11 protein-coding genes are annotated in these 16,090 nt (G+C 35.4%); all 11 read left to right on the forward strand.

Going from position 1 to position 16,090, the window contains the following annotated elements:
* Nucleotides 1–51: 51 nt before the first annotated feature.
* The 11 genes from R4146_RS03880 (at nt 52) to R4146_RS03930 (ending at nt 16,024) form a co-directional block, all read left to right on the forward strand.
* On the forward strand, nt 52–561 hold the full coding sequence (locus R4146_RS03880) for a helix-turn-helix domain-containing protein (RefSeq protein WP_339959675.1): 510 nt from the start codon (nt 52–54) through the stop codon (nt 559–561).
* An 11-nt stretch (nt 562–572) separates the two neighbouring features.
* On the forward strand, nt 573–1,427 hold the full coding sequence (locus tag R4146_RS03885; protein WP_339960627.1) for an IS3 family transposase: 855 nt from the start codon (nt 573–575) through the stop codon (nt 1,425–1,427).
* 209 nt (nt 1,428–1,636) lie between these two features.
* Nucleotides 1,637–1,990, forward strand: a complete 354-nt coding sequence (locus tag R4146_RS03890; RefSeq protein ID WP_339960124.1) for a hypothetical protein — start codon at nt 1,637–1,639, stop codon at nt 1,988–1,990.
* A gap of 144 nt (nt 1,991–2,134) precedes the next feature.
* Nucleotides 2,135–2,494: a hypothetical protein gene (locus R4146_RS03895; protein ID WP_339960125.1), complete on the forward strand. Its 360-nt coding sequence runs from the start codon at nt 2,135–2,137 to the stop codon at nt 2,492–2,494.
* Nucleotides 2,495–2,594: 100 nt separating this feature from the next.
* On the forward strand, nt 2,595–3,443 hold the full coding sequence (locus R4146_RS03900; protein ID WP_339960126.1) for an aldo/keto reductase: 849 nt from the start codon (nt 2,595–2,597) through the stop codon (nt 3,441–3,443).
* A gap of 13 nt (nt 3,444–3,456) precedes the next feature.
* A complete protein-coding gene (locus R4146_RS03905) occupies nt 3,457–3,846 on the forward strand; it encodes a VOC family protein (RefSeq protein ID WP_339960127.1) in 390 nt (129 codons plus the stop codon).
* 86 nt (nt 3,847–3,932) lie between these two features.
* Nucleotides 3,933–6,911, forward strand: coding sequence for a mucin-binding protein (locus R4146_RS03910; RefSeq protein ID WP_339960128.1), 2,979 nt, complete (start codon nt 3,933–3,935; stop codon nt 6,909–6,911).
* 91 nt (nt 6,912–7,002) lie between these two features.
* Complete coding sequence (locus R4146_RS03915) at nt 7,003–10,305, forward strand: mucin-binding protein (RefSeq protein WP_339960129.1); 3,303 nt, start codon at nt 7,003–7,005, stop codon at nt 10,303–10,305.
* A 164-nt stretch (nt 10,306–10,469) separates the two neighbouring features.
* Nucleotides 10,470–11,639 carry a DUF3290 family protein gene (locus R4146_RS03920; RefSeq protein ID WP_339960654.1) on the forward strand — a complete coding sequence of 390 codons (1,170 nt, stop codon included), beginning with the start codon at nt 10,470–10,472 and terminating at the stop codon, nt 11,637–11,639.
* 328 nt (nt 11,640–11,967) lie between these two features.
* Complete coding sequence (locus R4146_RS03925; protein ID WP_339960130.1) at nt 11,968–13,836, forward strand: hypothetical protein; 1,869 nt, start codon at nt 11,968–11,970, stop codon at nt 13,834–13,836.
* 130 nt (nt 13,837–13,966) lie between these two features.
* Nucleotides 13,967–16,024, forward strand: coding sequence for a hypothetical protein (locus R4146_RS03930; RefSeq protein WP_339960131.1), 2,058 nt, complete (start codon nt 13,967–13,969; stop codon nt 16,022–16,024).
* Nucleotides 16,025–16,090 lie beyond the last annotated feature (66 nt).

Consider the following 16,090-nt stretch of genomic DNA (forward strand, 5'->3'; position numbering starts at 1 on the left):
TTTTAGTGCACTGCACCCCAAAGTTTGTACAAAACTTTGGGGTGTTTTTTTGTGTCTAAATATAAAGTAGAAGATAAATTAAATGTAATTAACGCATACCTAAACGGTATGGGATCGCAAATGGTGGCTAGAAACTTTGGAGTTAAAAGTAGAAATACTGTTTTATGTTGGGTTAAGAGTTACAAAAAACATGGACTAAATGGTCTTAAAAAAAGAAAGAATATAATCGAATACTCTACCAAAGAGAAACAATATATATTAAACTGGATGAAAACGACTAAATCATCTTATCCAGAGGCAGCTTATCATTTTAATATTCCTTCTCCATCAACTATCTGGACTTGGGAAAAACGACTAGAGCAAAAAGGTATTGATGGTTTATTGTCCCGAAGGGAAAGAAAAGCCATGACAAAAAGGAAAACTAACAAAGCCGAATCAAACAATACTAATACCGATAAAGAAAAATTGAAGAAGATTGAAGAAGAAAATTTAATGTTGAGAATAGAGAATGACTTCTTAAAAAAATTGAGGGCCTTAGACGACGAAGAAGACCAGAAGTAATTATTAAAATAATCGACGAACTAAGGCTGAAATACCATACCACTAAAACATTAATACTAAAGGCATTAAGGATATCTAGAAGTACTTATTATTATATTAGATCAATCCAAAATAAGCCTGATAAGCACGCTGAAATCGCTAAAATTATCAAGGATATTAAAGATAAAAATAAATCCTACGGATATAGAAGAGTGTGTTTAGAATTAACTAATCGTGGATACCGTGTTAACCACAAACTAGTATTAAAGATAATGAAAAAGAATAATTTACTATCTTCATCATATTCAAGAAAAACACGTAAGTATAATTCCTATCGTGGTCAGGTTGGAAAACTTAAATCAAATCAATTAAATCGAAGATTTAATACTGACAGACCATATCAAAAGCTCTGTACTGATATCAGTGAATTCAGATATGGAAATTGTGATATTAATCATCGTATTTATCTTTCACCTATTATGGATTTATTTTCTGGTGAAATAATATCCTATAACATTAGCAGCCATCCAAATATGAACTGTGTTATGAAACCGTTGAAAGAAGTTATTCAATTAGTTAAGGATTTACCATACAGAACGACAATTCATAGTGATCAGGGAGCTCAGTATCAAAGTCATATCTGGCAAAAAGAGCTTAAGAAGAATAAGATATTTCAAAGTATGTCCCGTAAGGGGAATTGTATAGATAACTCACCTATGGAATCATTTTTCCATATTATGAAAGCTGAAATCATGGACTGTAATTATGACTTTAAAGAAGATTTAATGTCGTCAATGAAAATATGGATTGATTATTACAATAATCATCGTATTAAAACAAAACTAGGCGGAAAGTCACCGGTTCAATACCGGAAACTTTCCGCCTAGGAAAAACAATATAATAATGTACAACTTTTGGGGTGCACATCATAGGTGTCTTTTTTTACGCTAAATGATGAAATTAGCCGTTTAACATTAATGATTCTTATTTAATGATGTTAAGTATTAAAAATATAATATTAGCAAAAAAAACGTATGAAATATTTTAATACACATGGTATGATTATTTTTGTTCAAAACAGAAGGAGAGAAATCTTATGAAGAAAAATAATTTATTTGTTGTTGCCGCTACTGTAGTTGTTTCAGGAGCCATTTTTACTAGTGCAGTTAATGCCGATACTACTGCTACTCAAAATCAAACTAGTACTAGTAGTCAAAATCATGAAAGCAGTACTGATGTGAAAAAGGTTCGTGACGAAGCTGCGATTAAGAAGGCTAAAAAAGTTGTTGACGCAAAACAAAAAGAAGTTAAAAAAGCTGATGCAAAATTAAAGAAGAGCAATACTGCTAAGAATAAAGCTAAATTAAATAAAGCTAAGGCAGCCTTAACTAAGGCTGAAAAGAACTTAAAAGTTGCTGAAAACAAAATTTTAATGTTAATCGAAAACTAGAATAATAATAAAAATACCTTAACAATAATGAATTTATTCACTATTGTTAGGGTATTTTTTATTTAAATGTTAAGCTTGAGCAAATTTCATATATTCACTTCAGTTCCTTGTTATAATAGATAATATGCAAAGGAATGATTAATGATGTATAAAGAAAAATTAGTTGAAAAAATTGAAACAGAATTTATGGATAAACTTTACAACCAACAAAAACCAAATCTTGATAGTCGGATTTCAGTAACATTAGCAAATGAAGAATTCATTAACCTAGCTAAGTCAATTCACGCTGAATACGAAGATGAAATTAATCGTGAAGACTATGTTGCTGAATTAGTAAAGTTGGATTGTACCCATCCTAAGGGGATTTTTAATTTCGCCGTTAACGTTGAAGAATACGGATATGTTGTGCCAGACTTTGAACAAAAGGCTGACAATAACAACTTGATGTTGACGCAATACGGTGAAGCACTCTATGGAACACTTAAGTTCGATAAGGGTGAATAGTAGCTTGATTAACGCAGATATGATGTAATGGTCATTGATGTTGATCCAAGGAATGACCGGATTGGTTGTTCCTTTTTTTATTCTAAAGGGGGAATTAATAATGAAGATAATCAATTTTAAAGGTGTTGAAATTCCAGCGATTGGAATGGGCACTTGGCATATGGGAAGCGATAAAGCGACCTATGATGAACAAAAAGCCACGATTCAATATGGAATTAACCATGGAGCAACAGCAATCGACACTGCTGAACAATACGGTGAAGGTGATTCTGAACGGATTATTGGGGATGCCATTAAGGGCTTTCCACGTGAAAAATTATTTTTAATTTCTAAATTTTACCCATTTCACGCTGAACGGAAACAAATGGAAAAAGCACTTGATAACAGTTTGAAACGACTAGGAACTGATTATCTAGACTTATACTTATATCACTGGCCAGGTGGCACCCCATTGAACGAAGTCGTTGCGAACATGCAAGCCTTACAAGACACTGGCAAGATTAAGCATTGGGGTGTTTCTAACTTCGACATTTCCGACATGCTAGAATTATTATCAGTGCCAAATGGATTGAATGTAATGGCCAACGAAGATCTATATAATATTGGCTCTCGTGGCATTGATTATGACTTATTGCCATGGCAACGCGAACATGATATTCCATTGATTGCATATGCACCAGTTGATCAAGCCGATACTCGCGGGGGCGCAATCATTCAAAATGATACGCTAACTGAAATTGCTAGTCGTCATAATGCAACTGAATATCAAATTATGTTAGCATGGGTCATTAGAGATGGTCATACGTTGGCAATTCCACAAACCAATAGTCAAAAGCACATGCAAGAAAATATTGATGCAGCGAATATTGAGTTAACTAATGATGATTTAATGTTATTAGATCAAGCATTTCCAAAGCCAACTAGTAAGAAACCATTAGACATTATTTAAATGAGGTGATTTGATGTTTAAGATTGATCATGTTGATCATTTTGTACTTACAGTTCATGACATTGAAGCCAGTTGTGCGTTTTATCATGATGTTTTAGGGATGGAAGTTATTGACTTTGAAAACGGAACGCGAAAAGCACTCCGCTTTGGCAATATGAAGATTAACTTACATCAACTAGGCCATGAATTTAATCCGAAGGCTGAATTCCCAACTCCTGGGTCTGGTGATTTTTGTTTAATTACCAAGGATTCCATTGCGGATGTGGTTGCGACCTTAAAAGAAAAACAAGTCCCAATCGTGGAAGGACCGGAACCTAAGCATGGAGCAATGGGTGCAATTGAATCGGTTTACGTGCGAGATCCTGACTACAACTTAGTTGAAATATCACAATATCAAGACTAGATGAAAAGACTCAATGATTGAGTCTTTTTTATTGCACAAATTGCGACTATTTGTTTACAATTATCTAGAAAGGTTTGTGATGAATTATGATTAATAAAATCAAATATCGTAAGTTAAACGAAAAGAAAGTATTACATAAAGTAAAGAAACAATGGATTATTGTTGGAACTGCGGCCCTTTCACTATTAGCAGTGGATGCAGCACCACAGTTATTAAATCATAGCGAAATTGAAGCCAAAGCTGATACCGTCCAATCTAGTGCTGGTAGTACTAGTAGTTCGGCAGCTACGAGTGCGGTAGCAAGTACCAATAGTAGTGCGTCCGCGACTACAGTTAATGCGAGTGCCTCCAGTACTGCAAGTAGTGAATCAGCTTCCAGTACGGTGGCTAGTACCACCAGCAATACCGATTCAACAGTCGCTAGCGCTGCAAGTAGTAGCAGTGATAGCAGCAATAATTCTGCATCTGCGTCATCAGTAGGTAGCTCTGCTACCGCTAGTGCAGATGTCAGTGATAATACTACTGGCAATATTGAAAATCGGATGGGCACGACTCAATCTAGTTCTTCTGCGACTAATATCAGTTTAACTGCTACGCAACCAACTGCAAATCAACTCAGTGTTACTACAATTGATAGTGGTACTAATAGTGCAGCTTCAATTGGTTTCAGTATTTCTGGTGCTAGTAATGCCACCTATCATGGAAACGTCAGCTTGAGCAACTACGGTAACTTTGGCGCACCATATGTAGTTCAATATGTAAATAGTAGTGGGGTGGCTCCATTAACTGGAATTAAAAACTTAGTTCAATACTATAAAGCTGCTGATGGAACGGTTCAATCTTCAGCTGTTGACGCATCAGCTTATAGTAGTTTGACGCCGAATGTGGCATCCACTAGTAGTACTCCAGCGGGGATTAGCGAGGTTAACAATAGTGCGGTAACTTCATATGCACTATTGACCATTCAAAGTGGTCCGTTTGATTCCGCAGCTAACAATACGTACACTGCAAATGATCAAATTTGGTGGACGTATGACATTATTAGTAATCCAGATTACAAGGGTGATGTTGATCATTATAATGCCGTTGGTGTGACAGCTAAGAACCTAACTCCGGTTAAAGTTAACTACTTAGATAGTTCAACTAGCAGTGCAGTATCGGTTAGCCAATGGATTACTGGTGATAATATCTATCCTGGTAGTAGTTACCAACTATCAGTTTCAGCGCCATCTGGGTACAACGTAGCTACTGCTAATACAACGATTGGCGGGACGTTAAGCATTAGCAATAATACGGTCCAGGTCAGCGGAGCAGTATTTGATAACTACACTAATCCAGCAATTAATGTTTATTTGACTAAGAATGTTAGCACGCAAAGTGGGAGCATCAGCTTTCTTGATGCTGATAATAAAAATAGTTCACTTGGTGGTGAAACGTTTAGTGGTCAAGTGGGTGATCAAGTTAATTATGATATTCAATCAGCAATTAACTCGTTGCAGGCTAAGGGTTATCAACTAGCTTCAGCTAGTCAAAGTGTACCTAGTGGCACTATAATTACCATCAATAATGGCAATAATGACTATACCTATAAATTTACCCATGTAATTAAGCAATATAGTGCTAGTGATACTAATTTGCCAAGTAACATTAATCCATCAGATTTACAAATGACTGTTAGTCGGACGATTAATTTTGTGGATGGTAGCACTAACCAACCATTGACTAAGCCATCCGTTCAAACGTTTACTTATAATCGAGTAGCTAGCTATGATTTAGCAGCCAACACCGTGACATATAGTGATTGGAAAGTTGCTAATAATGGGAATCCCCAATTTGCCGCAGTTACCGCGCCAGTAATTGATGGATACGTTGCGGGAACGACTAATTATCCAGCCGTATCAGTTAATGTTAACTCTGGAACTCAGACGTTGATTGATTACTATACTAAGGCTAGTTCAAATAACACGAATAACGCTTACGCACTTTATAATTACAATTCTACGAATTTACCAGCGGGATTCAGTAGATCTAATTTGGTGATGACGGTTAATCAAAATGTTAACGTAATGAATTCAAGTAATGTGTCAACAGGTACGATCACCGTGCCAGTGCGGTTCACTAGAACGGCTGTATACCAAGGTGATAAATTCCTGGGTTACGTTAGCGATGGAACCACCAGTGTAAGCGGTGATACTAAGTATAGTGATAATAGCTGGTCAATTGACGCTAGTTCAGTTAGTCAACAAGACTTATTGAACCGAATGGGCGTAGCTGCTAGTTATGTATCTAGTGATAATGACTGGAACTATATTATTAGCCAAATTTTAAATCAAGCTAGATTTAACGCATCAGTGGGCAATAATAGTGCTGCTTCTGCTGCCATTTCAGTTAAGTTCAACGACGCAAATGCTAATAATAGCACGAATGCTACTAACACAAATAATGCTACAAGTACAACGACAAATACTGCTACAACAAGTACAAGCACTGCAACGACGACTAGTACAACGACATCAACTAGTGCTACGACAACGCAGGCTAGCGGCAGCAGTGTTGCCACTAGTAGTACGACTTCAGCTTCAAATGTAACGTCAACAAGTAGCACATCTAATGCTACCAGTACTACTAGTAATGATGAATCAGGTAGTTCGGTAACTACTAATGGTGGTACTACCGATACTACTAATTCTAATGGCGATAATACTGCTACTAGCAGTACCGATAGTGCTACTAATGATGATAGCTCTGATAGTAATGCTACTAACGACGATACTAATACTAGTAATAATGATGATACGAATGATCAAGTTACTAGTCTTAATGGTACAAGTCGTTCAAGTAAGCAGAGCGGTAGTCACTCAACGATTACTAACTTAAATAATGCAGACAGTTTAAACAATGCTTCAACTAACTCTGTATCTAAATCAGTTCGGAGTGCTAATCAGAAGGATCAATTGCCACAGACTAGTGAAAATCCATCTGATGCAGAAACCTTGTTGGCGGGGATGATAGCAATCGTATTTGCTGGAATCTTTGGTACACTATATCGTAGACAACGGCATTAATGATAAAAGAGACTGAATTTTTTCAGTCTCTTTTATTGTACAAATTGTTTTTAATTGTTTAAAATAACTATATAGAAAGGATTGTGATATTATGTTTGATAAAAATAAATATCGTAAAACTAATGATAAAAAAGTATTACATAAGGTTAAAAAACAGTGGGTAATTTTAGGAACTGCTGCTCTTACCTTGTTAGCGGTGGAAACTGCACCCCAAGGATTAGCTAACCACAGCTTTAGTCAAGTTGAAGCTAAGGCAGATACTACTAGTGCTGCTAGCAGTGGATCATCTAGTAATGGTTCCGCTACTGATAGTGCTAGTTCAAATCCTACTAGTGCATCTAGTACTGCTACCTCAGCTAGTGAATCTTCATCTGCATCCACTGATAGTTCTGCAACAACTAGTGGTTCAACATCAACTAGTTCTTCTGCATCCACTAACAGTTCTGCAACAACTAGTGGTTCAACGTTAACTAGTTCATCAGCATCTAATAATGTAACATCAGACACTAATGCTGATAATACTGTATCTTTGAGTACAGGCTCTAGCTCAACTAATACAAATACATTTTCAGCTGCTGTGGTTGGTGTTACTGATGAATTGTCTTATCGGGATGGTAATGATGATGCTGGGAAAAATGGTGTTTCTTTGACGTCGTCTAAGCCTGCTACATCTACTAGTTTTACTTATTCTACTAGTTCTTTACAGAGTAGTGGTTCTTCATACTCTTTTAGTAATACTGTCACTGAGAATAACAGTGGGGTATATCATGGTGATATCACAATTAATGTTGGTAGTACTACTGATTTAAATGGAAAGAAATATAGTTATACAAATGCCTTCACATATACTAATGATAGTAATAATAATTCACCATTAGCTAGTGATGTTGTTAGTCATATTTCAAATTTAACAACTTATCATAAAGATGCTAATAATTCAATTGTTAGCAGTTACACAGTGTCTTCAGCTGATGTAAGTAGTTATGTTCAATTTTTAAGTTCTACTAGTGATACTAATCTTATGAATAAGTATTATATAAATGGTACTAGTGGACCTACATTTAATAGCTCAACATCCGTATTGCTATTTACTTTACCAGCTAGTTTATTATCAAATAATTATAGAGGTGGCGATCAAATTGATTGGTCATTTGATTTATCCAGTGCTGAAAATGATAAATATTCTTTAACTAGTGCTGAGCCTTCTGTTCATTCTAGTGATTTTACTTACTCTCAGTTCAATAATCCAGTTACAATTAAGTTTGTTGACAGCAATAATAATCCAATTAGTGGTGCAGAAGATCAATATTTAACTAGTGATGCTATCTATAGAAATGATAGTTTTAGTGTTAGTGTTCCTACACCATCGGGATATGTAACGTCCGGTTATGAGGATAACTATTCAACTAATGTTAGTTCTTCAAATAATAGTTTTGTAGTTAGTGGTAATTTTCAAATTAATTTGAGTAATACTCAAGGAGTTACACTAGTTTACAAAAAGACTACAACAGATAGTGTAGTAGACACATTTAACTTTACCGACAATGGAAATAGCGTTGCTACCACAAGTCAATCTGGACAACCATCGAGTGCAGTAGACGTAAATTCATTACAAAGTGAAATTCCATCAGGATATGCTTTAACTTCTGAAGCAGCTAGTTCTTTGAGTAATCTTAAATTTGGTTCTTCTGATACTACTTACAGTCTTGCACTTGTTCACAAGACCCAATCATTCACAGCTAATGATAATAGTACGCAAAGTGGAGTTACTAAAGATGATTTACAAAAGACGTTCACTAGAACGATTAACTTTGTTGATGCTAGTAATCAATCAGCTGTAGCCGATCCAGTAGTTCAAACCGTTACCTATGATCGAACGGGGACTTATGATGAGATAACGAATTCAGTTACTTATAGTGAATGGAGTGCAGCTGGTAGTACTGAATTTGCATCTGGCTCAGCACCTGCAGTAAGTGGTTATAGTGGTGCCACACCTTCAAGCTATTCTGCAGTGTCAGTACCATATAGTTACAGTCCAACAGCATCATCATTAACAATTAGTTACAATAAGGTAGCGAACTCTTACAGTATTTACTCTGCCAAATCTACTAAGCTACCATCTGGATTATCTAAATCTGATTTAACTAAGTCGGTTGATCAAACCGTAACGATTAAGAATGGTTCCAACGTAGTTAAATCATTTACGGTTCCAGTAACATTGAATCGAGCTGCTTTATACAAGAACGATAGTTTAGTTGGGTACGTAAATGTTAATACGACTAGCGCCAATGATGATACCAGTTATGATAATGACAATTGGTCAGCTGATTTAACATCAGTTAACCAAGATGACTTAATGAATCGGATGTTAGACAGTGATTATTCATTAGGCAGTGATTTTGACTATGGTAGCTTGTTACAACAAATCTTTGCTCAAGCCACTGCTTCTGCCAATAATACGAATAAATCCACTAACGGTGGGCAATCAAGTGATAACAATAAAACCACTAATGATATCGTAGTTCAAGTTCAAAAGAAGAGTGTTACGCCTAGCGGTAATTCATTCTTTGGTTACTACCCTACTAGTGTTGTTTCTACTACAACTAGTCAGGTTAATGATACGCCAGTAACACCAAGCTTTTATTCTGCTAAGTCGAGCGTGGCTAGTTCTGCAGCTAGTGAATCCAGTGCTAATAGTTCTGCAGCATCTTCATCAGCTAGTTCAAGTTCCACTGCTTCAAGTAGTAGCAGTCAATCTAGTGCTACATCGAGTGAAGCCAAGCCAGTTACTTCAAGCGGTAACTCAGCTTCTCCAAGAGCAAGTAGTAGTAGACATCACTTCCACAAACCAGCTGGTCATAAGCATCATCAAGGTAATGATGAATTCTACCACTCAAATAGACATATGACTAAGCAACGTCATAAGAAAGGCAGTAGCATTTATCGTTCGCATAATCACTTTGCTAAGAAAAATGATAAGAATTACTCAACTAAAGTATTAGCAGCAAAAGAAAAATTTGCGAGAGAACAAAGATCTATCGCAGCTTCTAAAGCAGCTAAGAGACGGGCTAAAGCTTTCGCTGGTACTGGAAAGCATACGCATGCATCCGCACCAATGGCCACTAAGCATCATGCTAAGAGTATCAAGACTAATTCAACTAAGGTTAATGCAGCTAAGAGTCATGTAACTAAGGCAAATGCGGTTAGTCATAAATCTTCATCTGCAAATACTGTTAAGCATGAATATAACAACCGTGCCGCTAACGATGATCGTAAGGCTAAATTACCACAAACTGGTGAAAATCAAACCGTTCGTAATGCATCCTTATTCGGATTAGTAGCGATTGCAGTTTCTGGAATCTTTGCTGGGATGTACTACAAGAAGCGCAATTAATAATTATATTTAAAATTAAGTAGGGAATCCATCGTTTATGATGGGTTCCTTATTTTTCTTTATTAGTGATAATTTCGACTAGGCTTTATTGCAAAATAATATTTACACTATTTTGTTAAAATAAGGCTATAATAGAAATAAAATCATTATAGGAGTGAAGACCAATCAAATTTTATTCGTATCAATACTTAACTCATAATTCACATTTACTTGACTACTTATTTATTGGTGTCGGTTTACTAATTAGCGCCATCATTATTGTGATTGGTATTAAGTACTATCGTAATCGAACCAACTTAAAATTTCGCAATATTTTAATTGTGATGTTTGCATTCGCAGCGATGGTCATTTGTTTAGAAGTAGGAAAGATTCAAAATCAAGCTTCAGCACAAAGTGATTCCGGACAGATTGCTCGAATTATGCGTAAAATTAGTTCTGAGCATCACGTTGCGTTATCGAAAATTTATACTAGCTCGCCTACCATTAGCAAGCAGTTAGTAATGAAGGTAGATAACAAGTATTACCAAGTTGATATTAATAGTGATACTGAAGTTTATAGCACCAAGAAAGTCCATCCGTTTGCAGAAAAAATTCAGTATGTGAAGTCCGGTGGGCTAAACTTAAACTTGAATAACGGTCAATACTTAAATATTGCTGGTAAGTTGTTGATTGGATTCCTAATGTTAGTTTTCCAAATCAATTTATCTGGTAAGGGGAACTTAGATCCGGCAAATGCGGTGGATGAACTACAAAACTATGTATTAGGAGGGATTGTTGGTGGGACGGTGTTCAACCTCAGTATTTCCATCCTAGAGTTTATTGTAATCGTGCTTATTTGGACGGTTATCATCTTTAGTAGTAAGGTCTTGATCAATGAGAGCGACTTCTTTAAGAATTTACTGAACGGGAGCCCGAAAGTCTTGATTAGCCGTGGTCGGATTGATGTCGCAACGGCGTTACGCAGTGGGGTTTCGGCTAGTGATCTAGTGTTCAAGTTGAATAATTCTGGGGTTAGTGATTTACAACAGGTTAGTAAGGTAACCCTAGAACAAAATGGTGAGTTGAATATTAATAACTATCACGATACAACGACTAATTTGCCAATTATTACTGATGGTAATGTGAACGAAGATGTGTTAGAACATATTCATAAGGACGAATCATGGTTGATGAATCTATTGAGCGAGCAACATCACGATATTAAGGATGTTTACTTAGGTCAAATTGTAAATGGTGATTTAGTACTAACGCTATACCCAAAGAAGAGTACACCACTATTAAGATTTCTACCAAATGAAATTATTAATTTAAAGAATGTATTTAAGAAGAAATAGGAAAATCGCTAGTGATTAAGTCACTGGCGTTTTTATATTGGTTTTATTATTTATATTTTTAAATTATGGAGGTAGCTGTTAATTATCACTTTTAATGATATAATTGTAATTAATTTTTATTAAACATTTTTAGAATATGTTTTGTAATTATTTATGATTAATAATTTGTTAATGTATTAAAATAGCAAATTGAGTTTAAGGGGATGAACTAATTTTGCGTTATTGTAAATTTAAGTTTAGAAGTGGGTCTTATCTAAAATCTAAAAGAAATTATTTTAGTTATAAGAAAAAATTAATGATGGTAACAATTACACTATTCGGGCTATTTATGTCTGAAAAAGCAATTAGTAATAATGTAAATGCTGATTCAGTTAGTAATAATATTGAAGTAAATAGTGTCGTTAGTCAAAGCGCTTCCAGTAGTGCTAATAGTTCAAGTGTTTCAAGCGCTTCAAGTATTTCAAGTGCTTCAAGTGCTTCTAGCAGTACAAGTAATTCGGCGTCTTCCGATAATAATACTGGTTCGAGTGCTTCTAGTAGTACGACTAGTTCAGCGACTTCCAATAGTGATACTGCTTCGAGTACATCTAATAGCACCACCATCTCAGAGGCATCCAGTAGTACTGATAGTTCCAATGTTTCTAGTAGTTTTGCTACTCTAATGAATACTGATAGTTATACGATTGATGATCGAATCGGAAGCGATCAGAACAATACTAGTTTCCAAAAAATAGTATACTTACGAAGCAGCAAAGTTGATGGAAATGGGAATCCAATTAAAAACCCGTATGTTGTTTCTGGTAACGATGGTGATATCATTTCGTTACCAAATGGTGAACAGGTTAAAATTAGTGGGAATCAATTAGTAGATCCTAATACAAATGAGTCATTTAATAATAACGATTACTTTGATAATGGAAATAACTTTGATCCAGTTAATAAAGACTATACAGTCAGTTTTAAGTTGAGATTTGAAGATTTATCAGGGAATCCGCAACCAAATAAATATAATAATAACAACCCTGATGGGGAGTTGACTATAACCCAAAATGTATATGGTTATGATGGAGAACCATTTGACATTGATTACCGTAATTTTCTTGGGGACCCTAGTTTATATAAAGACTATGTAGCTCAAACCATTAATAATCAAGTTAATAATCAACAACCTTATTTAGTAGCGATTTTAGGTCACGGGCTTATGAATGGAAACGATACGGTTATTTTAAAGCCGACAGTTAACTATGCTAAAATTAATTACTATTACTATGACAACATGAGACAAAGACATGATATCCCATCTAATGAATTATATAAGGGGATTTATGCTGATTCAATTGATATTAATACGCCATTTAACAATCTTGAGGCTAGTAAATATTTTAGTGTAGTTCCAGGACAAAGTGAAAGCTATAATGATTATGAAGATCCTAATAACCCTCAAATAATAAATGTCCAAGTTACGCCGAAGCCAATTACCCAAAATTTAAGGGTTAAAATTATGAAAAAGGGCGATACTAATCCTAATGATGCAGTTTATGGAACGGTTACTTTTCAAGGGCTTTATGGAAATAAATCAACTGTTAATATTAATCCATCGAATATAACTGTCGATGGATCGGACAATCCCTTATCAAATCCAAATAATAACTTCTTAAGTAGTGGCACTAATTTGTCAGCAACATTAGGGGTAGACCCAAGTGGAAACCTGGGAGAAAATAACTTTACTTGGGATTCACAGGATAATGTTTCATCACCACTGTTGACTTGGGATAATCCTGGTACTGACCAAGCTACACCAGTTGTTTATTATGTACCTTCTTCAAGTTCGAATACACCAGCTAGTGGGGAACAGTATGTAACGGTACCAAAGCTACTTTATACCTATCGGCTATGGGGTCCTTACGATCAGAGCTATAATCCTGATCCAGCAACTAATTTGGCACATGATCCATATACAATTAAAGACTATAACAAAGTAAGCGGTAAAAATAATGGCATTGGAGCGGTTAACTTCTCCACAGTATTTAATTCATCAATTAGCACTGCTGATAAGTTACCTAAGAATTCCATTATTCAATTAGTACCATGGACTCAATCTGGATATAGTGGCGATAATCGTTCTAATCCAGACGTACCAATTGTGGTTCAAGTTGATAAGGATAATCATATTGTACGGCTAAAATGTAGTTGGTAATGATCCAACTCAATTACATGTTTTAACGAGTGATAGAAAAAACATCCAGATTCAAACTACAGCTGCCAATATTCCAAAAGGAGTTCCTACTACAGAAAATGGAATTGCCGGTGTAAAATTACCCCGTTATATGTATAATTATAATCCTAATTTAAATGCTGAATTAAGAAATGAGAAAGTATTTTATCCCAATGATGCTGTTGTGTTAAGTGATGATAATGGAGCAATTTTATCTTATCATGATGGTAATTATTATTTCCCGGATGATACTAATTATCAAAATCCAATTAGTTTTACAGCTAATGATAGTCAACCAATATTGGATAGCGAAAATAGTACAGGAGGCATAAATGCTTATCAATTAGGTGATATTAATAATTATGCTAAGCCATATACCATTAATTTAAAGTTCTTAGATTCAGATGACAAAACTAATTTGACAAATGGGTTACCTAATCCTACTAATGCAATTATTTCTAAACAGGTCACTGCTTATACTGGTGATCGGATTTATTATGATTCTAATTCAGGAACAGTAATGCTTACACGTTATGGAGTAAATGCAAATAATGTTCAGCCTAAATATGATACTGCTCCTCAATCATATACATTGATTGATTTTAATAAATCAAATGTTCAGTTTAGTACTGATTGGTCATATTCTGGTGACGTTCAAGCACAATATGCTACTTATAACTATAATACAGATTCGTCAACTAGTAATGGTTATCATATAGCTGATTGGACGGTAGGTGATGATAAGGATAACACTCAAATGCATCCATATGGTCCAGATGGTTCCGATAATACTGCAGTTGTTTATATGCACTTTAATCAACCCTATGAACAAGTTAATATTCCATACATTGATGTTTCTACTGGTAAGCAGATCTACTTTACTAGTTCCAAAGTTCCAATTGGAACACCTAATAATGTTCTTGATCAATATTTACCTACTAAAACTAAAACTTCTCAATATGGGACAACTGAGTTGATTGCTAATGATGGATATAACCTGGGTGAATACAGCAATTATAAATATATACTGAATACTGGTATGAGTATTGCTTATTCTGGTGAAAATAAAATTGTTACTAATTATGTTTTTCTACTACCATTTGACCCTAATGATCCAGCTAATGTTGATAAGTCATATCCACTTACCATTCACTATGTAGATCAGGATGGGAATCAAATTAATGGTTATAATGATATTAAATTAACTGGTTCAGAACCATCTACTATTAAGAATGCAATGGATAAAGACGGCTTGTCATTTATTGATTATTCTAAAGATGGTTGGCAATTTAATGGGATTCGTTTTGATAGTCTTCAAAATGACTATACTACGCAAACTCAAGACCAAGTGTTTAATATTGATTCACGAAATAATGGTGAAATGATGTTTGGTAAGCACGTTAACATCTACATTGTGTTATCGAAAACAACGTCATCAGGAACATCAAGTGCATCATCAAGCGCATCTTCCCAATCATCATCAACGTCGAGTGCATCATCAGCGTCATCAAGTGCTTCGTCGCAATCATCATCAACATCGAGTGCGTCATCGACGACATCTAATACTTCGTCACAATCATCAACAACGTCGAGTGCGTCATCGACGACACCAAGTACTTCGTCACAATCATCAACAACGCCGAGTGCATCATCAGCGTCATCTAATGCTTCGTCGCAATCATCAACAACGCCGAGCGCGTCATCGACGACATCCAGTGCTTCGTCGCAATCATCAACAACGCCGAGTGCATCATCGACGACATCCAGTGCTTCGTCACAATCATCAGCAACGCCGATTGCGTCATCAACGACATCTAGTGCCTCGTCGCAATCATCAGTAGCATCGAGTGAGTCGTCGGCACCATCAAGTGCTTCATCGCAATCATCTGTGGCATCGAGTGCATCCTCACAATCGTCATCTAATTCCAGTTCTACTGTTAATTCATCTTATGGTTCTTCCGCAAGTTCAAGTAGCTCTATTAATAGTTCAACTAGTTTTAGTACTAGTTCATCAAGTCATTCCAATAATAGTGATAGAAAGTTAAATAAACTTCCTCAAACAAATGAAAGTCAATCCGTTAGTCGGATTGGTTTGTTAGGAATGTTGCTAGTGATTATTGCGAGTGTATTATCATTACTGGGATTAAAGAAGCGTAATGATAAAAAGTAATTAATATTTAAATGAGTTACTCGGCTTAAATATAATTGAATAAGGCATCCATATACATTAAGTACC

Source organism: Nicoliella lavandulae (assembly GCF_037546185.1).
GTDB classification, from domain to species: domain Bacteria; phylum Bacillota; class Bacilli; order Lactobacillales; family Lactobacillaceae; genus Nicoliella; species Nicoliella lavandulae.